The sequence below is a fragment of the Klebsiella sp. B345 genome, assembly GCF_051131735.1.
GTDB lineage: Bacteria > Pseudomonadota > Gammaproteobacteria > Enterobacterales > Enterobacteriaceae > Klebsiella.
The window spans coordinates 346712-368264 of record NZ_CP180443.1 but is presented as its reverse complement, the minus strand read 5'-3'; the positions used below and the strand labels follow the sequence as shown (position 1 = coordinate 368264).

Sequence of the window (21553 nt, the reverse complement as noted above, 5' to 3'; positions counted from 1 at the left end):
CATCAGTACAGTCGGTTACGAAACAGCCATGCAGCCAAAGGCATCGTGAGTACAGCCATCACCAACATTGGGACAAAATCAAACGCAACGTCAGCCAGCCCGGCACCTTCGAGATACACTCTTCGCACGAGGTCAATGGCAAAGCGCAGTGGGTTGGCGTAGGTCAGCGTATCCAGTACCGCTGGCATGGTCTGGACCGGGGTCAGCAGCCCTGAAAGCAGCATTAACGGCATGATTAACAAGAAGGTGTACAGCATGGCCTGCTGCATATTCACCGACACGGCGGAAATCGACAGGCCCAGCCCTACGGCCGCAATGTTGAAACTGATAAGGCCAATGTAGAGGACCAGCAACGAACCATTCATGGGGATCCGGAACCAGAACAGGATGATCAGTAGGATGATTGTTGACTGCACCAGGCCAACCAGTACGGGCGGAATCGCTTTCCCCATCAATAATTGCATCGGAGTAAAGGGCGTCACCAGCAACTGGTCAAATGTCCCCTGCTCTCGCTCTCTGGCTACGGAAAGTGCTGAAAGCAACAGCGTCTGCATCATGCTGAGCGCAGCAATTAACGTCGGCATTAACCCCCAGCGCGACTCCAGGTTCGGGTTGTACCAGGCACGGACATCGAGGCTCAAGGGCACCACTCCACCGGCTCTGCGCTGGTTGAAATCATTGACCACGGCCGAGATGTAACTTGCAGCCGCGCCTGCCGTCGAGGAGTTACGTCCGTCGAGAATGACCTGCAACGGTGATGTTTCGCCTTTATTGAGCTTATTTTCAAAATCAGGTGGGAAAGTCAGCACCATTAATGCTTTACCCTCCATCACGATCGGCTCAATTTGCGTGGCCGAGGTCAGCGTCGCGGTTCGGTAAAACACGCCTGTTCCGTCGAGATGAGACAGAATTTCTACCGATGCCTGTCCTCTGCTTTGATCCAGAACCGCATAGTCCACGTGATTAACATCGTAGGTCGCCGCATAGCCAAACAGTAAAGCCTGCATAAATGCCGGCGCGATCAGTATGACCCGGTTGGCCGGCTCCTTTACGATGGTCAGAATTTCTTTTTTTATCAGAAAGCTGATGTGGCGCAGCCACTGTTGTAATTCATTTATCATGTGTTATCTCAGCCGTTTACCAAGTGAAAGCCGTGAAGCGTTAATCAGAACGACCGCGTAAAGCAGAAGAATGCCGCACTGGCGGAAGAACATCGGCCAGTCATCGCCGCCGAGGAAAAGCGTTTTAATGAGCGACATAAAATGGGTGGCGGGAAGGACCTGACTGACAACCTGAATGGCCACAGGAAGGTTTCGGATATCGAAAACAAAACCTGAGAGCATCATTGCAGGCATAAAACTCGCAATCAGTGCAACCTGGCTTGCCATAAACTGGCTGGGCGCAAAGCCTGATATCGCCAGCCCCAGGCCAAGGGCGACCAGCAGATAGAGCATCGACGCGATAACGATCGCCATCAACGACCCTCTGATAGGAACGTCGAACAGGTAATGGGCCGCAAGCAGACAGATAGCGAGATCGACGGCACCTATCACCATGTATGGAGCAAGCTTGGCAAGTACCAGCTCCAGTGGGCGAACAGGAGTGACAAAAATTGCCTCCAGGGTTCCGCGTTCTCGTTCCCGGGCGATCAGCAAACCGGTCAGAAATGCGCCAATCAGCGTTAGTATGAGCACGATGATTCCCGGCACGATAAACCAGGTGCTGTTGCTCGATTCGTTAAACCACATCCGTTGTTCTACTGACACCGAGCCCGTCGTGGAATCAACGCGTTGTCTGTCCGACTCAATGGCTGCCTGCACGCCTAACGCGCCAGTGATGTAGCCCTGAGCCGCTGAAGCGACGCTAGTGACCGCCCCATTGAGCAGGATTTGTAATTTTCCGCTCCCTGCGGCAACACCTTCTGCATAGTCGGAAGGGATCCTGACAATGGCATCGGTTTTGTCCTGCAGCAGGGCCTTCTGTGCGTCCACGAGGCTGGGATATTCCTGAACCGTGAGGTAACGGCTGCCCTGCAACGCATTGATAACCTGCCGACTTTGTAGCGTATTTTGCTCCTGAACCACGGCCACGCGTGCGTTAGTCAGATCAAAAGATACCCCGTAGCCAAACAGTAAAATAAGCACAATGGGGAGCAGGAAACCAACCGCCAGATTACTTTTATCCCTGACGAGCTGGCGTGTTTCTTTGCGAGTCAGTGATATCAAGCGATTAAAAAAAGTGGAGTCAGACATGTGACGACTCCTTACCTTTGGCTTTAGCTCTCGCATTTTCGACAATGGCAATAAACGCAGTATTCATATCGGCGGTGTGGTCTAATCCTGCCATCTGGCGGACTTCTTTCGGTGTTCCGAGCGCCAGCATTTTTCCGGCATCCTGAATGGCAATACGATCGCAATACTCCGCTTCTTCCATAAAGTGAGTTGTCACGATGATAGTGATCCCTTTATTGGCCAGTTCCCCGATGGTGTACCAGAACAGCCTTCTGGCCAGCGGATCGATGCCACTGGTGGGTTCATCAAGGAACACAATTTCAGGTTCATGAAGTAAGGCCACCGCCATGGATAACCGCTGTTTGAAACCGCCCGGCAATTCACCGCTGATGGCATCCGGATTGAGCCCGAACTGATTCAGTGAGGATGCAATCTGGCGGTAGAGCTTTTCCCCTGACAGGCCATAAGCGCCACCAAAAAAGGTCAGGTTTTCTTTGACGCTGAGATTGCTGTAAAGCGCGAATTTTTGTGAGACGTAGCCAATTCTGGCGCGGGCTTTGGCCCTTGCTGTACGCAGATTCAGCCCGGCGACTTCCAGTTGCCCGCTGGTTGCCGGGAGCAACCCGCACAGCATTCTAAATGTCGTGGTTTTACCTGCCCCGTTTGGTCCAAGCAGGCCAAAAATCTCACCGCGCTTGACGTCAAAAGAGGTGCTGGCGACAGCGGTAAAATCACCGAACTGACGCACCAGATCTTTTACGGTGATGACCGGCTTCGCATCGTGATGTTCTGCTACACCTGCGGAGACCATTTCAGCTTTCACTGGAGCGCTGCTGGCCGGATCGTGATCTTTCTGCTGAGCCTGATGGAGCAACAGCATAAAGCCGTCTTCCAGATCAGCGTCACGCGGTACGGCGTTGATTTCTGCAGGCGTTGCCTTATCGTCAGGTGACTGGCAGATAAAGCGCACCGCATCACCTTTGGGGACCGCATCCGCAATCGTGTCACGTTTTTCAAGCAGATGAGCCTGGAGCGTGCGCGACTTCGTCCCTGCAGGCGGTATCGCCTGCCATGTCCTGCCCTGGGCTTTCTTACGCAGCACTTCCGGCGTACCGGACGCCAGAATTTTCCCCTGGTCCATCACATAGACTTGGGCACAGCGTTCAGCCTCATCCATATAGGCGGTGCTGATGATGACACTCAGATTTTCCTCCTGAACCAGTTGTTCGATGATTGTCCACAGATCGCGGCGAGAAAGCGGGTCCACCCCCACGCTCGGCTCATCCAGCAATAGCAAATCGGGTGAGCGTACCAGCGTGCAGGCCAACCCCAGCTTTTGCTTCATTCCTCCGGACAACTTTCCTGCGGGACGATCGGTAAAGTGAGCAAGGTCGGTAATCGACAATAATCGCGCAAAGCGAGATGCTCTTTCCTGTCGGGCGACACCATGCAAATCGGCATAGAGGTCGAGGTTTTCCTGTACACTCAGATCCTCATAAAGCCCAAACCGCTGCGGCATGTAGCTGATCCGGTTCTGCACCGATTGTGGGTCCGCCACCACATCGGTATCCAGTACAGTAAGACTTCCGGAGGTTGGTGCATAAAGACCGGCAATCAGCCGTTGAAATGTGGTTTTTCCTGCGCCATCCGGACCGACCAGCGCGGTCAATTCGCCTGAACGTATGCTCAGCGTCAATCCATCAAGAGCTCGAGTTTCCGCCATTTTTTTACTGGCGCCTGGAAAAACGCGCACCAGATCGCGAGCGATGACCACGTACTGAGCGTCAGTTGCTGCGTTCATTTTGCGTCCCGGTTTCGGTATTGATGGTTACCGTGGCGGGTTGCCCCATGCGCAACACGTTGTCCGGATCGTCAGCAATGACACGCACCTCATAGACAAGCTTTGTGCGTAATTCTTCGGTCTGCACCGATTTGGGTGTGAATTCCGCAACCGAAGCAATAAAACCGACCTTGCCTTTAACAGGCTTATCAGGGAAAGAGTCAGTCATGATCTCCGCGGGCATACCTGCTTTTACCCGGCCTAAATCACTTTCATTCAACCAGACCCGAACCCATTTAGGGGCGCTGAGTGCCAGGGTGAAGACCGATTTTTGTGGGTTGGTCATGTCCCCCGTCTCCTGTAGACGGGCCCGCACGAGCGCATCAACAGGAGAACGCAGTTCTGCCTGTGAAAGCTGATATTGCAATAAAGCCAGCTGCGCCTCAGTAGCACGAACCTGTGCGGCGGAGGCTTCACGCTGTTCGCTCCGAACTCCCTTCTCCATTAAGGCGAGGCTCGCCTGCCGCTCTTTGACACTGGCCTGAGCGATACGTAAATTGCTTCTTGCCGCATCGAGCTCCTGCTTACTGATGCCTTTGCCACTGGTACTGGCTGAGATACGCTGAATACGGCTGATATCTTCGGTCGCTTTTTGCAACTGTGCCTGGGCGGATGATAGCTGCGCTCTGGCCTGTGCCAGCTCTTCCGGCCGTGCGCCCGCTTGTTGCTCACGAACCGTCTGCTTTTGAACATCGAGCTGTGCTATTGCCTGTTGTTCCTGAATTTTCAGGGCTTCAGTATCAAGCGTTGCCACGACCTGCCCGACTTTTACGCGATCGCCTTCCTCAACGGCCAGTGAGCGGATGCGACCACTGCTTTCAAATGCCAGCGAAACCTGGCGGATATCCACGTTTCCATGAAGCGTCAGATGGCTCTGGTTGTCATCACTTCTTCCGACGAGCCAGTAAGCTCCGGCAGCGATAAGGAGTGCGGCAGCGACTGCCCCGACGATAATTTTTTTGTTCATAACAAACGTGTCCTGAGGTTCCCTGAGATAGTTAGTTTAAATTTAATTTAAACTTTAATTGTGTAATAATAAACCCCTTATTAGCGATAATCGCATATCAGGAAATTGAGAATTATGGCCAGAGCGCGTCGAAGCGATGGGGATGCAACCCGGGAAAGCATCCTTGAGGCGGCAGGAGAACTCATTGCAGAAAAAGGATTTGCACAGACCACCAACAAAGAGATCGCCAAAAATGCGGGCGTTGACCTTGCTGCAATCAACTACCACTTTGGTGGCCGGGATGGGCTCTATCTTGCCGTACTGACGCTTGCTCATCATCATTATCTTGATGGTGACCAGCTGGCCGAACTTGCGGCCTCCGATATCTCTTCCGACGAAAAGTTGGGCGTTTTTCTCGAAACATTTCTGACTAAGCTGAGTAACCCAGGTGACTGGCATGGGCGTGTGTTTGCCCGGGAGCTTTTGTCTCCTTCGGTACAGCTAGGTGATTTTGTGAATACCGAAGGGGCAAAAAAAATTCAGTCGGTGAGGCGGATTGTTGGCGAAGCAGCCGGGTTATCTGAAAATGATCCTCGACTGCTTCCGTGCATGTTGAGCGTGGTTGCGCCCTGCATGATGCTAATGGTGGCAGGCAATCGCATGCCTGGACCTGTACAAGAGATTGTTGCCATGCAAGCCAAAGCGCTCACCGCACACTTTACACTGTTCTCCCTTGCGGGGTTAAAAGCGATACGTGAGCACAGCAGCCTGTAATTTTGCAGAAACAGTCAGTTACGGTGAGAGCGGACGTCCGGGGAAGCCGTCGCGCTCGATCACAGTCGTGCGACCCTACGTGACACTGTCACTCATTAAGTCACACCGAGATAGGCATTTCTGACCTCAGGGTTGTTTAACAACTCCCTGCCGGTCCCGCTCAGCTGAATCTGGCCATTCACCATTACATAGGCGCGATCGGAGAGCTTCAGCGCGTGATGCGCATTTTGCTCGACCAGGAACAGCGTCATGCCCTGCTGCGTTAACTCACGTAGGATCTGGAAAATCTGCTTCACCACCAGCGGCGCCAGCCCGAGGCTGGGTTCATCCAGCAGCAACAGCCTGGGCCTGCTCATTAACGCGCGGGCAATCGCCAGCATCTGCTGTTCCCCACCGGAGAGCGTCATGGCCCGCTGGGTTCGACGTTCTTCCAGACGAGGAAACAGCTGGTACATCCGCGCCTTATCCTCATTTTGATAGCGGTTGCCGATGGGGATGGTCCCCATTAACAGATTTTCTTCAACGGTCATGTCGGCAAAGATCCGCCGCCCCTCCGGGGCCTGGGCAATCCCGTTGCTGGCAATAAAGTGGGTAGACTGGCGGCTGATATCTTCCCCGCGATAGCGAATTTGCCCCTCGGCGATGCGCGGCTGGCCGAAAATAGACATCAGCAGCGTCGATTTACCGGCGCCGTTGGCGCCAATCAGCGCCACCGTCTCTCCTTCATTGACCGTTAACGAGACCTGCTTCAGCGCCTGAATCTGGCCGTAAAACACGTCAACCTGACGAAACTCGAGCAACGGCTGGTTCATTCGGCGATCTCCTCTTCATCCGTGCCCAGATAGGCCGCAATCACGCTGGTATTCGACTGGATTTCCTTCGGTTCGCCGCGGGCGATCACATCGCCATGATCGAGGACGATGACATGATCGGAAATCTCCATCACCATCCCCATGTCATGCTCAATCAGCAGCACCGTGACGCCATGATGCTGGCGCAGGAAACGGATAATTTTGCTCAGGGTTTGCGTTTCCACTGGGTTAAGACCGGCGGCGGGTTCATCGAGACAGATCATCTCCGGCCCGGTACACATCGCCCGGGCGATCTCCAGCCGCCGCTGTTGACCATAGGAGAGCGTGCCCGCCAGCAGGTTGGCGCAATCCACCATGCCGACCACCTCCAGCCAGTAAAAGGCGCGGTCCAGCGCCTGGTTCTCCGCCTGACGGTAGCCACGAGTATTTAAGATCCCCGCCAGTAAATTACGGTTGACCTGCATATGCTGGGCTACCAGCAGGTTTTCAATCACCGACATGTCGCGAAACAGACGGATGTTCTGGAAGGTCCGCGCCAGCCCCGCCCGGTTCACCAGATGCGTCCCGCCAAACATTTTGTAATACAGACGGGACCCCAACGCCGACGGATGGAGAAAATCTGCCGGATGGATCTTTTGCCCCAGTACCTGAATCACATCGGTCATTTTGGTCCGGGCATGTAGGCGGATTGCCCCGCCGGTGGCGCGATAAAAGCCGGTCAGACAGTTAAACACCGTGGTTTTCCCGGCGCCGTTTGGGCCAATCAGCGCGGTAATTGATCCTCGCTTTACCTCAAGATTGACATCATTCAGGGCTTTGATTCCGCCAAAATGCATCATCAGATGCTCAACCTGCAAAATATTGTCACTCATGGCGCCACTCCCTTACGTACCGCCACCCCGGTGCGGCTGGTGCGTACCAGCCCCCGTGGCCGCCAGATCATCATCAGCACCATTAATACGCCAAACAGCAGCACCCGATACTCATCAAAACCACGCAGCAGTTCCGGCGCCACCGTCAACACGAACGCCGCCAGCACCACGCCAAGGGTGGAACCCATGCCGCCCAGCACCACAATCGCCAGAATCAGCGCCGACTCAAAGAAGGTAAACGACGTCGGGTTGACGAACCCTTGATAGGTGGCAAAAAAGACCCCGGCTATACCGGCCGTCGATGCCCCCAGCATAAATGCCGAGAGTTTCACCAGTACATGGTTCAGCCCCATCGCCCGGCAGGCGATCTCATCTTCGCGTAGCGCCTCCCAGGCGCGACCGATTGGCATCCGCGTCAGGCGATGTTTAATGAACAACACCAGCAGTACCACCAGACAGAGCACGCCGTAGATAAAGATAAACTTGAGGTTAGGGTTATAGCTGATGTGCAAAAACTCGTGGATCGGTACCCCGCCGTCTTTTGCCCGCCGGCCAAATTCGAGGCCAAACAGCGTCGGCGCCGGGACTGAGACACCATTAGGCCCGCCGGTAAAGCTAACCCAGTTGTTGAGCACCAGGCGGATAATCTCACCAAAGCCGAGGGTGACGATCGCCAGATAGTCGCCATGCATACGCAGTACCGGGAACCCCAGCAGCGCCCCCGCCAGCGCGGCCATAATGGCGCCAATCGGCAGCATCGCCCAGAACCCCAGTCCGAGATACTGGTAGCCGAGCGCCAGGCCATAGGCGCCTATGGCATAGAACGCCACATAACCAAGATCCAGCAGCCCTGCCAGGCCGACCACAATATTTAACCCCAGACCGAGCAGCACGTAGATAAGCCCAAGGATCGCCACCGTCAGCAGATACTTTGTAGCGATGAACGGGAAGGCGAAGGCGACCACCATCAACAGTGGCAAGATCCAGCGCAGACGGGAACGATAGCCAACCTGACGCACATAGACACCATCATCCGCCCCTTCAAAGCGGGCGAGAAACTGACGGCCGCGCCGGCTTTGCAACAGCAGGCTTAGCACCAGCCGGCCGACCATCACAATCCCGACCAGCACCGCCACGCGATGCGTCGACATATTGAAACTGTAACCCTTGAGAACAATGCCCACCACCGGGCCAAAGACAACCAACGCGCACAATCCGGCCAGGACGCTATCAATCAGGCTACGCCTGATGTCGAGCCCTGGTTGACGGGATACTTCAGCCATGTTTGACCCCTTAAACCTTGGCAACCATTGGACGACCCAGCAGCCCCTGCGGGCGGAAAATCAGGATCGCCACCAGCAGAGCGAAGGAAAACACATCTTTGTAATCAGAGTTCACCAACCCGGCGAACTGTGCCTCGGCAACTCCCAGCAGCAAACCGCCCAGCATCGCTCCCGGTAACGAACCGATCCCCCCCAGCACCGCGGCGGTAAAGGCCTTGATCCCGATAATAAAGCCGATATAAAAATCGAAGGTGCCATAGTTCATGGTGACCAGCACGCCGGCCAGCCCGGCCATCGCCGCGCCAATCACAAAGACCAGCGAGATAACCCGGTCGGTATTAATCCCGAGGATCGCTGCCATACGCCGGTCCTGCTGCGTCGCCCGGCAGATCCGCCCGAGACGGGTGTACTGAATCACCCAGGTCAGGACGATCATCCCCACCAGTGCCGCCGCGAGGATAAACAGCTTGGTCCAGGTGATTTGCACCACGCCGTCGCCTACGTCAAAGCGCAGAACGCCGGTTATCAGGGTCGGGATCCCCTGCTGATTAGGGCCCTGACTGATTTGCACATAGTTTTGCAGAATAAGGGACATGCCAATGGCCGAGATCAGCGGGGCCAGCCGGGTGGAGTTACGTAGAGGCCGGTAGGCAATGCGTTCAATCGTCCAGCCATAGACGCCGGTCACGACAATGGTGAACACCAGAGTGCCGAAGATCAGTAAAGGGAATGAATGGATACCAAAATAAGAGAGTAATGCCAGCCCGATAGCGCACAGGTAGGCTGAGACCATATACACTTCGCCGTGGGCGAAGTTAATCATACCGATGATGCCATAAACCATGGTGTAGCCAATCGCTATCAGACCGTATACGGCCCCCAGCGTCAGCCCATTGATCAGTTGTTGCAGAAAAAACGCTTCCATAGACACCATCCTGCCGGTAAACAGGCAGCGACGGCGCATCCCGCCATACGCTGCCTTTTTTACGAGTCACACCCTTGTGTTATTCCAGGGCCGGAAAAGTCAGTTAGCCGTTAAAGCTGATGATATTTGCCTTTGTCATCCCACTGATAAACGACGTAATCCGACACTTTCAGGTCCCCTTTACCATCCCAGGCTTTTTTACCCATGACGGTATCGACGCTATTGGTTTTCAGCCATTCGCTGGCTTTGGTGTTATCGGTCCCGACAGCGTTATAGGCGGCGGCAATAGCCTGAATAGAGGCATAGGCATACAGGGTGTAGCCTTCCGGTTCAAAACCGCTGGCGCGGAATTTTTCAATCACCGTTTTCCCTTCAGGAATCGTGCGTGGATCCTTACCAAAGGTCATCAGTACCCCGTTGGTGAACTGCGGACCACCGGCGGCAGTGACCAGTTCTTCCGTGACGACACAGTCACCGGAGAAGAATTTCGCCTGAACGCCCTGCTCCCTCATCTGGCGAACCAGCGGGCCGGCTTCTGGATGGCAGCCGCCAAAGAAGACCACGTCAGGCTTGAGTGCACCAATTTTGGTGACCAGCGCGTTGAAGTCCTTTTCGCCACGGGATAAGCCCTCGTACAACACTTCTTTGGTGCCACGCTTCGCCAGCGCGGCGCGGGTGGCATCCGCCAGCCCCTGGCCATAGGTGTCTTTATCGTGGATCACAGCGATTTTTTTGGCCTTCAGCACATCCAGCATATAGTTCGCCGCGATGGCCCCCTGCTGATCGTCACGTCCGCACATGCGGAACATGTCCTTCATGCCACGTTCGGTGATTAACGGGTTCGTCGAGCCGGGGGTGATAGTCAAAATACCGGCCTCGTCATACACCTCTGATGCTGGCATGGTCGAGGAAGAACAGAAGTGCCCGACCACCGCAGAAACGCCGGACTCATCGACCAGACGGTTGGCCACCGCCACGGCCTGTTTCGGCTCGCAGGCATCATCGCCCTGCACCAGAACAATTTTCTCGCCTTTGATTCCTCCTGCCGCATTAATATCCGCCACCGCCTTCGATGCCCCTTTCCAGTACTGGGCGCCATAGGTGGCGTTGGGGCCGGTGAACGGCCCGGCGACGCCTATTTTCACATCCGCCTGTGCGTAAAATGCCACGCTCATACAACCCGCAATCGCAAAATGAAGCGCTAACTTTTTAAGTTTCAGAGACATTCGATATTCCTCAGCGATCTATAGCCTGGCGCCATGATATGGCGCGGAAAATATCATTTACTGTTTGGTATGTGCCGTATACACCCGAAATAATTCGCGTTGCCCGTAGGCGGCAGACCGTAGGATGAGGCTCATAATCCCCAGGCGCTTACTCAGGTAAGTGACTGGGTTGAACGGGCGCAGCCAACATCCAGGCAACGTGAAGAATGACGGGTATAGCCGGGGTGGAAGAAGCAATAATCCCGCCAGAGAGAAATGACAAGCCAGATCGCTTACTGATGGATAGAGGTAACACGTGGCAGCCACGCGTACCGCCTCCGGCTAACGTGCATTTCAGTACAAGTCAGGAGGTCTGTTGCCATCACGTGGCGAGTCGGGAACTGAGGCGTCCATATTGACCAGCGAGCTAAACATAGCTGCTCTTTTTCGCCGTTGCGCACTGGCCTGGTGCAAAAGTGCGAAAATGATCATGAGAGTGAATAATTTTGTTGCAGTAGTGTGAACAAACTAACAAGAAGTTAATAGAAATCAAGGCGTGCCCCGCCAGGCGCTGGCGGAAACGGAAATTTCACGCTATGTACGCCGGCAGGATCGCCGGGATACCGTCGCACCGATTGACTTAGTCGCGCATCATAGGACAATGTCCCTTTTTGCAACCCTTTCACGAGCTGGCGTATATGATCCACTGCTCTCGTAGCGCGCGTGTTGTCTCTAAAATTACTCTTGCCGGGCTGGCTGTCGCCAGCGCATTGCTGCTGGTTCATTGCTCCAGCAAACCACCGGTATCCCTGGTGACCCCGCTGCCGTCGCCGATCAAACAGCCCGGTCTGCCCCGCAGTGATGAACCGGTGCGCGGCGTCTGGCTGACTACGGTCTCCCGCCTCGACTGGCCGCCGCTGGAATCCGTCACCCTCAGCGATCCGCAGATGCGCATCCGCCAACAGCAAAACGCCCTGACTGCCAAGCTGGATAAGCTGAAAAGCCTAGGGATCAATACCGTGTTTTTCCAGGTTAAACCGGATGGTACGGCCCTGTGGCCGTCAAAAATCCTGCCGTGGTCGGATATGCTGACCGGTAAAATTGGTCAGGACCCGGGCTACGATCCGCTGAAGTTTATGCTTGATGAGGCGCACAAACGCGGGATGCGGGTGCACGCCTGGTTTAATCCCTATCGCGTTTCCGTGAATACCCGGCCTCGCACCGTCAGCGAGCTTAACGCCACGCTGTCGCAGACCCCCGCCAGCGTCTTCGTGCTGCATCGCGACTGGATCCGAACTTCCGGCGACCGCTTTGTCCTCGACCCCGGTATTCCCGAAGTCCGCGACTGGATCACCAGCATCGTTGCCGAAGTGGTGGAGCACTACCCGGTGGACGGCGTCCAGTTTGATGACTACTTCTATACCGAAACGCCGGGCTCCGCCCTGAATGACAACCAGACCTACCGCACCTACGGTCAGGGATATGCCTCAAAGGCAGACTGGCGCCGGCATAACACCCAACAGTTGATTGCTCAGGTTTCAAAGGCTATCAAACAGCAGAATCCCAATATCGAATTTGGCGTCAGTCCTGCTGGCGTCTGGCGTAATCGCTCCCACGACCCGGCGGGGTCTGATACTCGCGGCGCGGCGGCCTACGATGAATCTTTTGCCGATACCCGCAGTTGGGTGCAGCAAGGGTTGCTCGATTACATTGCCCCGCAAATTTACTGGCCTTTTGCCCGCGATGCGGCGCGCTATGATGTACTGGCAAAATGGTGGGCGGACGTGGTGAAACCGACCGGAACCCGGCTGTATATCGGTATTGCGCTGTATAAAGTCGGCGAGCCGTCCAAAAATGAACCTGACTGGATGGTCAACGGTGGCGTGCCGGAGCTGAAAAAACAGCTGGATTTAAACGAATCAACGCCGCAAATCCAGGGCACCATTCTGTTCCGGGAGAACTATCTCAATCAGCCGCAAACCCAGCAGGCGGTCAACTATCTGAAAAGCCGCTGGGGTGACGGTCAGAAACCGGTGTCGCCAGCGCAGTCCGCAAGCGTAAGTGGCGTTTTCGCAGATGAGAAGTAATGGCGTGATAGACCGACGGTGAGAAATCAGGCGGTAAAGTCCGCGTTACCGCCTCAATCGCCTGGGGAATGTGGTCGGAAAAATAGTGCAAAATCTCCAGCATCTGCTCCTGAGCAAACCCCACCTCTTTGGCGGTGGCTAAAAAATGGCGTGGATAGAGCGTACTAATCTCCGTTTTTCGGCCTTTGGTGGCCTTCATGCTCATCGAGAGTTTGAGATCGCTCAGATGCAGTCCCGTGCCTCCCAGCAGCGGAAACGCCGAAATAATGTCGTAGAACGGCGTCAGCCGGTAGCTACCCCCGGGCTGAAGGAACACAGAGAAATTCTTTGCATGACCATCGGTGGCGCCCATCAGCCACTGAAAAACAATAAATTTCATGAAGTCATAACGATCTTTCAGCGCATGACTTGATCCCAGCAGAAAAGCCATAACCTGACGAATCCCCGGCCCGCCATCTGACTCATACTTCATCGATGAAGGGAGGCCAAACGCCTGGCACAAATCTTCTTGTGGCAAACGTAGTAGCACCGTGTTGTTCTGCGCCCAGCGTCGGTCAAATCGCGTGACCGCCAATGCCCTGGTGTTCCTGGTCTGAATAATACCGGCGTCCGGCACCGTAAAATCCAGCGCCCGGGCCAGCGCTAAACACAAGAATTCATTGTCGACGCTTTCGCTGAGATCGAGCACCGCGTCGGGCTGGCGTATTTCACCGATCGGCAGCTTGATGATATGGGTGGTGGGGGTGGTTCCGGTAGGAATGCACCACTGGTTGCCGATTTTCAGCAGCGCGGTTTTTTCCTGCGCGCCGGCTACTGAAATACGAAAGTCATCATGCTCATTGACCATACCGAGTGGAATATCGGCCTGATAGGCGGTCAGCAGCGTGTCTAGTGCGTTGTCATCCAGCGTCTTCCAGCGCAACGCCCTCTGTCCGGTGTTTTCACCTGGCGGCAGTAATGTCACAGCCCCGACGCTGTCCCGGCCAATTTCGGCCAGCAGATCGAAGGGCTGTTTTGACCGCGCCTGATAGCGTTTGACGATCCGGTCCCGAATCACAGGGCTGTCTGGCAGCAAATTATCGAAGTAATTGAATACCGCGTCGCTGGTGATATTACCGTACTGCAACGGTAGCGACAGAGAGAGCGGTCTGGCACGAGGGTTACGCATCCAGGCATCGTCATAGCGGAAAATATGCGCCCCGTTAGCTTGTTTAACTAACTCGCCAACTCGTTCGTTGTTCATCCATGTTTCCAGAGTTGCCATTACCAGTTCAGATCCTCTGTGTTGTCGTCATGCTCAGCGTTGTCGTCGCCACTTTTCGCCTTTACCACCATCGACATTTCCAGCGACTGGAGAATTTTGAACAAGGTGGTTAGCGACGTTTTATCTGGATGATTTTCAAAGTTAGAAATGGTGGCCTGCTTAATCCCTATCCGCCGGGCCAGATCGCTTTGCGTCCACTGATTTTTCTGGCGCATTAACTTAAGGTAGTTCGCCAACTGGGCCGGACTGTATATCATCGGTAAATCACTCACGCCCTCTCCTTATCCTCTTGTGGGGATAATGCATTATTTATACCCTGGTGGGGATAAAGTCAATCCATGGGCATTATCCCCTTGTGGGGATAATGACGGTGATATCCCCACAAGGGGATAAACAAGAGAATGCGATGATCGGTCAGCAGGAACTAAAAACTCATCGCCAGGCCGACGCCATAGCCCCGGGTGTTATCCCCGAACATATAGCGTGCTACCAGACGGGTACGGCTGATGAAAACGGGATATTTGCTGCTGTCCAGCTCCAGCCCGATGCCAAGGGAGCTGAGACCGTTAAACCCCAGAGTTCCACGTTGATCGCCGAGATACTCGGTGTGCGCCCCTTCCAGCACGTAGCGCACCGGGCTGTTCAGCAGCGTCCAGTCGGAGATGGGCGCCCGCCGGCGCAGGTACAGCCCAAGGTTTTCCGCGCTGGAGCTTCCGCTGACGGCTTCCGGCGTACTGCCGAACGTTTGCAGGCTCATACCGGAATAACGTAACTCCACATCGATATCCTGACTTTCAGAGAACAGCTCGTAGTCGAGCATCAGCGAACCGCCAAGGCCGTAGGCATTCAGTCGGCCCCCGTCCAGAAACTTAAAATCCGCATCCCGACGGTGCTCTACCACCCAACTGCCGATCCGCACATCACTGGCCATCGTCCCGAGCATAAAATTGAAAATGGGTCGCAGCACCAACGTACCGCCCGACTTATCGGTATACAGCTTAAAGTCCCAGCCAATACCGCCGGTGCCGGTCAGACTGTTCCATTTGGTCGGCACTTTACGGCTTTGATCGCCATCGCTCACCACAAATTGCGGGTCATAACGGCTGTAACCCAAGGTCCCTTCCAGATAGACAGGAAACTGCTGGCTTAAGGTGGCCCCGCCGCCAAACTGGGTAATCGATAGTTGGTTTTTCTCGTTTGTGCCGGAACCAATATTCAGGTCGCTGGCGGTGACGTCCGGCACGACGGTATAGCTCATCAGCATCAGCACGGCATTTGAGCGTTGTTTTAAATGGCTGCCGTCAAGGGCAAAACTGGCCGGACACACCAGCAATAAGGCGCTAAACAGCGTGGACGTACGGCGCAGAGAGCCCCTCATTTCGTCGTTAAAACCTCAGCCATGGTGCAGAATATTGGGCGTTCAGTCGCGTCTGATCATACAAACAAAACAGACAGTTGCCATTTATGAATGAGTATAGCGGCAGTTTCGCATTCCTCCTCACAAGGTACGCCCGAGGCAAACAGCCGGTCAGGGACGTTTCACAGCCAGCCAGATCGTGCGCCCGCCGCAGTGCGGGTCTTCAACCACATGCTGGATAACCTCAAAACCGTGGGCATCCAGCAGTTGGCGATACTCTTGCGGCGCCAGGCTGGCATGATACAGCGCATCCCCTTCAAACAGGCCAATCGCCTCACCGTTACTGGTACCGCTGGTAAACATCAGCGGCGCACGGGGGTTAGCGTGTGCTGCAAAACGCTGAAACAGCGCGCGCTGTGCATCCCGGGTTTGATGAAAAAAACTGTCCCACGCCAGCAGGCCATCAAACCGTCTGCCCAGTGCCAGTTTGCGCATATCCGCGACCTGCCACTGCTGATCGGGATAGTCACGACGACAGCGGGCAATCATCGCGGCAGAGCTGTCCACCCCGCTGACGGAAAATCCCTGCGCTAGCAGATACCTCGCTATCGGTGTGCCGTTGCCGCAGCCGATATCCAGAATTTCACCGCCGGGTCTGACCTGTGTCAGAAATGCGTCCAGCCAGGACTGTTCAAACAAGGTGGTCGGTCGCAACGCGGCCCAACGATCCGCATATCGCTCATACAGACTGATAATATCCCCAGCGCACGGATGGTCTGGAGTGCCGTTCTCATTGGATGACATAGTACGCTTCCCTTCAGGTTCAGTATTTTTCCACCAGATAGAGTTTCACTTTATTGCGTCCCTCTTTCTTGGCAGCATACAACGCCTTATCAACACGGTTAAACAACTGATCGATCTGCTCGTTGTGTTGATGCTCGGCAACACCAATGCTGACCGTCACGCCTGCCACTTGTTCGGGAATAAGGAAATGGCTCACCGCCAGACGAATCGCTTCGGCCATCTCCAGCGCCCGGTCGATGGCGGTGGCCGGGAGAAACAGCAAAAACTCCTCGCCGCCCCAGCGGTAAATTTTGTCCTGCGGCTTGCCGGCGGCCTCAAGAATGCGCGAAATCGCCAGCAAGACTTCATCACCTTTCTGATGACCGTGGTTATCATTAATAGCTTTGAAATTATCAACATCAACCAGCAGCAGGCAAAAACCTTCAGGTTTAAATAATGATGAATCCACGATGCGATAAAACTCACGGCGGTTGAGCAGACCGGTTAGCGGGTCGTGGGTCGCCGCAAATTCCAGCTCCTTCTTCAGGTGCACCTCTTCGGTAATGTCATGAATAATGCACAACATCAGGCGGATATTGTGCAGCACCACCGGCCCGGCGTAGGTCTGAACGTAGCGCAGCGAGCCATCGGAAAGAATATGGGTGAAATTGAGCGGTTTATGCCCGCCTGGCAGGTTCGCCACGCTATGCATCACCGGCAGCACATCCCGGCCCATGGAGTTAATCTGCCAGGTGTGGCGGGTGCGCATCTCCTCAGCGGTATAATTATAAAAACGCAGGGCGGCAATATTCGCATCAATAATTCGGCCATCCTGTGCCGGATCGATTAACAACATGGGCGCTGAGCTGGTCATAAAAAAACGGGCAAAGAAGCGATTACTTCGTCGCTTGTAATGTTGAGAGGCCGCAACACTTAATGATTCATTTTTTTGCAGGATCTTCACGGCTTCAAACATAATTAAGGTGTCATATTCTTCTGATTTAATTAACGTGGTTTTGCAATAGACCGAGGTCGGACCTTCGGTCGTTTTTATTGTCCAGACTTCGAAGACTTCAACAATATTTTTGAAATAGTAAAGGTAGTTTTGCAGGCTGAGCTCCGGGCAGCTCGAGACGCTGCCTTTGCGCATCTCATCCAGCGACATCTCCCCGCTGAGCATCCTGGAGGCAGGGTTGGCATAGACAATGGTTTCTTTAAAAGGATGAACTACCCATACAGGAGTACTTAATAAATCAAAAATCGTTAGTTCTTTTAATAACATGTAGCCCTCCATCAGACAGGCACCACGTATCAAAATAAAAACCTGTCGCCATTACCCCTCCATGGGAATAAAGGAAAAAGAGGATTCAGGGAATGTCGATACATGATGAAGACGGGGGAAGTATAGTTCGCTTTTTATGCGTTAATACAAGGCACAACAACAAACTTAGCGATGCAGTGGCGTAAACCGGGCAAATACCCGGTTTAGCGCATTTTATTACTATTACTTTTCAATACGTTCTAGCTGGGTTTGATCCGCCCTCTGCGCGCGGTCAGCCAGCCCCTGGAACTCCTCCGGGGTATAGAAGCTATCGGGCATTGGCAACGAGCGCATATCTTGTCCCGGATGAATTTGCAGCTGCCCAAGCTGAGCGAGCGTAAAGCCATCCACCGATAGCGGCATCGTCAGCTGGTAAGGCATGGCGTTTTCGAACGGCACCGGGGTCGGTAACCGCGTGTCGCTCAGCGCATAGTTACGTTTGAGTACCAGAAATTTATCCGGCACCCGCCGCTTACTGTTCCACCAGTCACCATCGAGCTTGCGGAACATCGCTTCGGTTTCGTTACGTGGTGCCACCGTTAATTTCACCAGCACCTGCTTCAGTGCGGTTTCCATGGCCTGATTGTATTCATCGACGGAGTCGACATGGCCTTGCAGAATCACGTTAATCGCAAGCCTGGCGCCCAGCAGATTCGAATAGAGATCTTCCGGCGAAAATGCCGAGATCTCTTCAGAAAAGCCCGGCACCGACTGGAAGCCATACCATTGGGCAATCTCGTGCCACTGCGCCAGCTCATAGGCCAGATGGCCTGCCAGCCAGGCGGCAATTTCATAGCGTTGATGCATCGACGCCGGTGGTGTGAAGGCATTCAGCTGAATTCGCCGTACCCCCAGCTCTTCGCTGTAGAACACCCGTCCGGTTTGTCCCAGCTTAGGGAAAATACGGCTAAACAGATAAAAGGTGTTGTCTGCCGTATCGCGAACATGGGCAATATCAATAAACCCACCGCGCCGGGTATAGATCAAGCCATTTTTCTCTTCGCTCAGGCCCACCAGATTTTTGACCGCCCCTAACGCGCTGTCGTTGTAACGATGCCGCCCCAGCGTATCGAGGGTTAACACGTTGCCAATCTGATAGACCGGAATCGGTACGCCGATAGCCCTGACATGCAGGTCATAACCAAAGGCGCAGCACGGACGCAACGATTCCGGCGCCGTCAGATGACTGACTACCGGAGTCACATGGGTAACGGGAACGATCGGCAATACCGGGTCCTGGGCACAGACCGAAAAGGCGGCCGCCAATAATACAAACAAGCCATAACGCATTAACATTGTCTCCAGGACAGAAAATTATGCATCACAAACAGCGCCTGTGATGTTAAAAACGGTACTCTCCGGCGACAAAGAAACTATTACGTTCGTTAAAGCCAATCTCTGTTAGCACGTTAAAATTCTGCGTAATTTCATACTGTGCCCCGATCAGCATATTCCATGGCGAAGAGAGGCGCTGCTTCACATCGAACTTACCCTGATCGTCTTTATTGACGGCGGCAATTAACGGCTGAAGCTCCGGCGGCATATGCAAATCAGAGAGGTTGCCTTTGAACTCCTGCTGGACGTTCTGGTACATGCTGCCCACCCAGATACTTAAATTCGACGGCCCGGCAATCCCCTGCAGATTAAAGCGATAGCCTACGCGCGGTGACACGGTAGTGGCGGAGATTTTCCCATCGAGAATATCAAAATCGGTGCGGGTATAGTTGGTATCCACCAGAGCAAACCAGTTGCCATAGCCCCCGGCGAGGGTAAAGCCGGTGCCCCAGGTGGTCCCTTTAAAATCCAGCGCGAAGTCGATATTTTGCAGCTGGCCGCTTTCATACAAACGATGCACCGAACCAGCAATCACCCGGTCCAGACCGCTGTATTTTGACGGGTCGGCGTCAACGGAAACTTTTGACAACGAGGAGCCCCGGGTATGGCCGACGATGCCGTAGACATTGAGGAACGGAAACACCCACATATCCAGGCGCAGGTTTTCGGTTTTGCTTTTCTGCCGTGTATGGCCGGCGTCAATGGCGAACATATCGCTGGGTATGGCGTGATTGCCGAGCGCCAGACCGGAAAAAGAGATGCTGTCGACCAGGATATCCTGGCGAATGTTCATATAACTTAAATTGACCCCGAACGGCAGCGGAATGGAATATCCACGCGCTCTTGCTTCATCGCCCCAGATCGGGAAATAGCTGTCGCTAGTGCTGCCAGTACTGTCGGCAGCGCTGGCTCCCCAGGCAGTACCCGACGTTAATAACAACGTAATTACGGTTTTAGTCCATCGCATTTTCTTTTATCTGACCTTAAAGTCCGGAACCTACATTAAAATAGACCGCTTGCTCATGTTCGCTAAAGGCGATATCGATCCCCGTATGTAATCCATACTGGCGCGCTATCAGGTAACGAAAACCTGTCCCCCACGCCACTTCTGTCTGGTCCCACAATGCATGCGCCTCATCGGCAGCACTACCGACGCCAACAAATCCTTGCAGGATCCAGCGCGGTGTAAATTCCCAGGCAAGCTGGGTTTGTGCGGTCGTCACATAATCGCCCTGATAGCGATAACGGGAAATGCCGCGTAATTCGATATAAGGACGCGCCATTGGCGTCAGGTGATTATCGTGATGCGTCAACGACTGGTAGTTACCGGCGACGGCGAGCGTCAGCGTGCGGCTCAGCGGGAAAAAGTATTTCCCGTCCAAAGAGAACTGGTTGTAGTGATAATCGCCGCCTAACAATGAACGGTAGAACCGGTACTCCCCCTGCACCGATAACCCTTTCTTAGGATAGAAAAAATTATCCGTAGTGTCATATTCAGCCACTACCCCTAAGGCTGAAGAGGTACTCTCCTGGCCGAACACCTGCTGCCAGACTCGGTTGACGACCGAGTTTTCGGCTGAAATATCGGTTTTCGCGTAGACCTGAGACGCGCCAACAAACACCGGCGAATCGCCGACGCGGAACAACAGTTTCTGTAACCCACCATAGCCTTTGGTTTGTGAGTGAATGGCCTTATTTTTATCAAAATGACTTAAGCCGTCGCCGTAGATATCAAGTTTGATATTGGCGTAGCCCATCATCACCAGGTAACGAATGTGGTCGTCATTCCAGGTATGGCGATGACCGCCGCCGACAAACCAGGTGCCGTTCTGCGTCGCGCCACCGCCAAAAGCAGTCATCGGTGGGGGAATAAAATTATCCCCTTTGCGGGTGCCTTTACCGTGCAAAAAAAGGCCAAACAGACCGCCGCCATAACCCACCGCCGGCTCGGTGATGACCATCGGCACGGGAAGGAATCCGTACTGGTTATCCTGCAGATAATGACTCATATCGAGCATGCCATCTTCGGGATCAAACAGACTGCCCGCCATAGCAGGAGTAGAAAGCGGCCCGATAAGCGCTAGCAGTATGGTTGAAAGCGGAAACTTCATGCACTCTCCGGGGCTAAGATGGGTTCTGAACGCCCAGGTAACTGAAGAATAATGGGTTTCAGATAGCAAAAATATATCCTATGGCGCCCTGAACTACCAATTTTCGGTTACAGGTTTTCTTTAATTTTGGACAAAATAAGGAGATTTAGCACACAAATTGCTAACAAAAGTTAACGAGGATATGCAACGAGCGAGGCGGATTGAGGTTATCATATTGAGTGACGTTGTCACTTATCCTGCCACTTTTCAGCGATGAACCAGGGGATTGTAATCAAAAAGTGAATGCCGTATAACATGGCGAAACCGAGGGGTGTCCCGTGAGGGCTGAGATGGCGTAAGCCGAACCCTTTGAACCTGATCTGGGTCATGCCAGCGAAGGGACGGGTCGGCAATTTTGCCACGTTACC

The 21553-nt window shown here is 54.1% G+C and carries 19 protein-coding genes and 1 riboswitch; of the genes, 2 read left to right on the top strand and 17 right to left on the bottom strand.

Annotated features, from left to right (window positions below):
- Positions 1–2: 2 nt before the first annotated feature.
- From ACMYSO_RS01710 to ACMYSO_RS01695, 4 genes are read right to left on the bottom strand one after another with little or no spacing between them, the layout of a single operon-like run.
- A complete protein-coding gene (locus tag ACMYSO_RS01710) occupies positions 3–1121 on the bottom strand; it encodes an ABC transporter permease (RefSeq protein WP_434668965.1) in 1119 nt (372 codons plus the stop codon).
- 3 nt (positions 1122–1124) lie between these two features.
- Entirely contained in the window at positions 1125–2252 is a 1128-nt protein-coding gene (locus tag ACMYSO_RS01705; protein WP_434668964.1) for an ABC transporter permease, read from the bottom strand.
- On the bottom strand, positions 2245–4032 hold the full coding sequence (locus ACMYSO_RS01700; protein WP_434668963.1) for an ATP-binding cassette domain-containing protein: 1788 nt from the start codon (positions 4030–4032) through the stop codon (positions 2245–2247). Before ACMYSO_RS01700 ends, ACMYSO_RS01705 begins: the two co-directional genes overlap by 8 nt.
- Positions 4016–5038 (bottom strand): HlyD family efflux transporter periplasmic adaptor subunit, encoded by a 1023-nt coding sequence (locus ACMYSO_RS01695; RefSeq protein ID WP_434668962.1) that lies wholly within the window; start codon positions 5036–5038, stop codon positions 4016–4018. The genes ACMYSO_RS01700 and ACMYSO_RS01695 overlap by 17 nt, the downstream gene beginning before the upstream one ends.
- A 114-nt stretch (positions 5039–5152) precedes the next feature.
- Here ACMYSO_RS01695 and ACMYSO_RS01690 point away from each other — a divergent pair, with 114 nt between their 5' ends.
- Positions 5153–5791 carry a TetR/AcrR family transcriptional regulator gene (locus ACMYSO_RS01690; protein ID WP_434668961.1) on the top strand — a complete coding sequence of 213 codons (639 nt, stop codon included), beginning with the start codon at positions 5153–5155 and terminating at the stop codon, positions 5789–5791.
- A 95-nt stretch (positions 5792–5886) separates the two neighbouring features.
- Here the strand turns inward: ACMYSO_RS01690 and ACMYSO_RS01685 are convergent, their stop codons facing one another.
- From ACMYSO_RS01685 to ACMYSO_RS01665, 5 genes are all read right to left on the bottom strand, one after another.
- Positions 5887–6603 (bottom strand): ABC transporter ATP-binding protein, encoded by a 717-nt coding sequence (locus tag ACMYSO_RS01685; RefSeq protein WP_434668960.1) that lies wholly within the window; start codon positions 6601–6603, stop codon positions 5887–5889.
- Complete coding sequence (locus ACMYSO_RS01680; RefSeq protein ID WP_154143820.1) at positions 6600–7475, bottom strand: ABC transporter ATP-binding protein; 876 nt, start codon at positions 7473–7475, stop codon at positions 6600–6602. Before ACMYSO_RS01680 ends, ACMYSO_RS01685 begins: the two co-directional genes overlap by 4 nt.
- Positions 7472–8758: a high-affinity branched-chain amino acid ABC transporter permease LivM gene (gene livM, locus ACMYSO_RS01675; RefSeq protein ID WP_434668959.1), complete on the bottom strand. Its 1287-nt coding sequence runs from the start codon at positions 8756–8758 to the stop codon at positions 7472–7474. The genes ACMYSO_RS01680 and livM overlap by 4 nt, the downstream gene beginning before the upstream one ends.
- Before the next feature lie 10 nt (positions 8759–8768).
- Positions 8769–9683, bottom strand: a complete 915-nt coding sequence (locus ACMYSO_RS01670; protein WP_434584809.1) for an ABC transporter permease subunit — start codon at positions 9681–9683, stop codon at positions 8769–8771.
- A gap of 110 nt (positions 9684–9793) precedes the next feature.
- Positions 9794–10852, bottom strand: a complete 1059-nt coding sequence (locus ACMYSO_RS01665) for a branched-chain amino acid ABC transporter substrate-binding protein (protein ID WP_434670712.1) — start codon at positions 10850–10852, stop codon at positions 9794–9796.
- Positions 10853–11625: 773 nt separating this feature from the next.
- Between ACMYSO_RS01665 and ACMYSO_RS01660 the strand changes: the two genes are divergently transcribed.
- Positions 11626–12975: a glycoside hydrolase family 10 protein gene (locus ACMYSO_RS01660; protein WP_434670711.1), complete on the top strand. Its 1350-nt coding sequence runs from the start codon at positions 11626–11628 to the stop codon at positions 12973–12975.
- Here the strand turns inward: ACMYSO_RS01660 and ACMYSO_RS01655 are convergent.
- The 8 genes from ACMYSO_RS01655 to ACMYSO_RS01620 all read right to left on the bottom strand — a co-directional run bounded on the left by ACMYSO_RS01655 (position 12881) and on the right by ACMYSO_RS01620 (position 21146).
- Positions 12881–14239 (bottom strand): type II toxin-antitoxin system HipA family toxin, encoded by a 1359-nt coding sequence (locus tag ACMYSO_RS01655; RefSeq protein WP_434668958.1) that lies wholly within the window; start codon positions 14237–14239, stop codon positions 12881–12883. The genes ACMYSO_RS01660 and ACMYSO_RS01655 overlap by 95 nt on opposite strands.
- Positions 14239–14496: a type II toxin-antitoxin system antitoxin HipB gene (hipB, locus tag ACMYSO_RS01650; protein WP_434670710.1), complete on the bottom strand. Its 258-nt coding sequence runs from the start codon at positions 14494–14496 to the stop codon at positions 14239–14241. The genes ACMYSO_RS01655 and hipB overlap by 1 nt, the downstream gene beginning before the upstream one ends.
- 167 nt (positions 14497–14663) lie before the next feature.
- Positions 14664–15617 (bottom strand): hypothetical protein, encoded by a 954-nt coding sequence (locus tag ACMYSO_RS01645; protein WP_434668957.1) that lies wholly within the window; start codon positions 15615–15617, stop codon positions 14664–14666.
- 150 nt (positions 15618–15767) lie between these two features.
- Positions 15768–16400 carry a class I SAM-dependent DNA methyltransferase gene (locus ACMYSO_RS01640; protein WP_434668956.1) on the bottom strand — a complete coding sequence of 211 codons (633 nt, stop codon included), beginning with the start codon at positions 16398–16400 and terminating at the stop codon, positions 15768–15770.
- A gap of 19 nt (positions 16401–16419) precedes the next feature.
- On the bottom strand, positions 16420–17661 hold the full coding sequence (locus ACMYSO_RS01635) for a GGDEF domain-containing protein (RefSeq protein ID WP_434668955.1): 1242 nt from the start codon (positions 17659–17661) through the stop codon (positions 16420–16422).
- 222 nt (positions 17662–17883) lie between these two features.
- Positions 17884–18990 carry a DUF4056 domain-containing protein gene (locus tag ACMYSO_RS01630; protein WP_434670709.1) on the bottom strand — a complete coding sequence of 369 codons (1107 nt, stop codon included), beginning with the start codon at positions 18988–18990 and terminating at the stop codon, positions 17884–17886.
- A 52-nt stretch (positions 18991–19042) separates the two neighbouring features.
- Entirely contained in the window at positions 19043–20002 is a 960-nt protein-coding gene (locus ACMYSO_RS01625; protein WP_434668954.1) for a hypothetical protein, read from the bottom strand.
- 16 nt (positions 20003–20018) lie between these two features.
- Positions 20019–21146, bottom strand: a complete 1128-nt coding sequence (locus ACMYSO_RS01620) for a BamA/TamA family outer membrane protein (RefSeq protein ID WP_434668953.1) — start codon at positions 21144–21146, stop codon at positions 20019–20021.
- Between the two features lie 296 nt (positions 21147–21442).
- A riboswitch (TPP riboswitch) is annotated at positions 21443–21544 on the top strand.
- The last annotated feature ends 9 nt before the right edge of the window (positions 21545–21553 follow it).

Coding starts and splice junctions, on each gene's coding strand:
- ACMYSO_RS01625 (WP_434668954.1), bottom strand. CDS start 20,002: ATGCGATGGACTAAAACCGTAATTACGTTGTTATTAACGTCGGGTACT.
- ACMYSO_RS01705 (WP_434668964.1), bottom strand. CDS start 2,252: ATGTCTGACTCCACTTTTTTTAATCGCTTGATATCACTGACTCGCAAA.
- ACMYSO_RS01695 (WP_434668962.1), bottom strand. CDS start 5,038: ATGAACAAAAAAATTATCGTCGGGGCAGTCGCTGCCGCACTCCTTATC.
- livM (WP_434668959.1), bottom strand. CDS start 8,758: ATGGCTGAAGTATCCCGTCAACCAGGGCTCGACATCAGGCGTAGCCTG.
- ACMYSO_RS01680 (WP_154143820.1), bottom strand. CDS start 7,475: ATGAGTGACAATATTTTGCAGGTTGAGCATCTGATGATGCATTTTGGC.
- ACMYSO_RS01670 (WP_434584809.1), bottom strand. CDS start 9,683: ATGGAAGCGTTTTTTCTGCAACAACTGATCAATGGGCTGACGCTGGGG.
- ACMYSO_RS01645 (WP_434668957.1), bottom strand. CDS start 15,617: ATGAGGGGCTCTCTGCGCCGTACGTCCACGCTGTTTAGCGCCTTATTG.
- ACMYSO_RS01700 (WP_434668963.1), bottom strand. CDS start 4,032: ATGAACGCAGCAACTGACGCTCAGTACGTGGTCATCGCTCGCGATCTG.
- ACMYSO_RS01710 (WP_434668965.1), bottom strand. CDS start 1,121: ATGATAAATGAATTACAACAGTGGCTGCGCCACATCAGCTTTCTGATA.
- ACMYSO_RS01690 (WP_434668961.1), top strand. CDS start 5,153: ATGGCCAGAGCGCGTCGAAGCGATGGGGATGCAACCCGGGAAAGCATC.
- ACMYSO_RS01640 (WP_434668956.1), bottom strand. CDS start 16,400: ATGTCATCCAATGAGAACGGCACTCCAGACCATCCGTGCGCTGGGGAT.
- ACMYSO_RS01630 (WP_434670709.1), bottom strand. CDS start 18,990: ATGCGTTATGGCTTGTTTGTATTATTGGCGGCCGCCTTTTCGGTCTGT.
- ACMYSO_RS01620 (WP_434668953.1), bottom strand. CDS start 21,146: ATGAAGTTTCCGCTTTCAACCATACTGCTAGCGCTTATCGGGCCGCTT.
- ACMYSO_RS01685 (WP_434668960.1), bottom strand. CDS start 6,603: ATGAACCAGCCGTTGCTCGAGTTTCGTCAGGTTGACGTGTTTTACGGC.
- ACMYSO_RS01635 (WP_434668955.1), bottom strand. CDS start 17,661: ATGTTATTAAAAGAACTAACGATTTTTGATTTATTAAGTACTCCTGTA.
- hipB (WP_434670710.1), bottom strand. CDS start 14,496: ATGATATACAGTCCGGCCCAGTTGGCGAACTACCTTAAGTTAATGCGC.
- ACMYSO_RS01655 (WP_434668958.1), bottom strand. CDS start 14,239: ATGGCAACTCTGGAAACATGGATGAACAACGAACGAGTTGGCGAGTTA.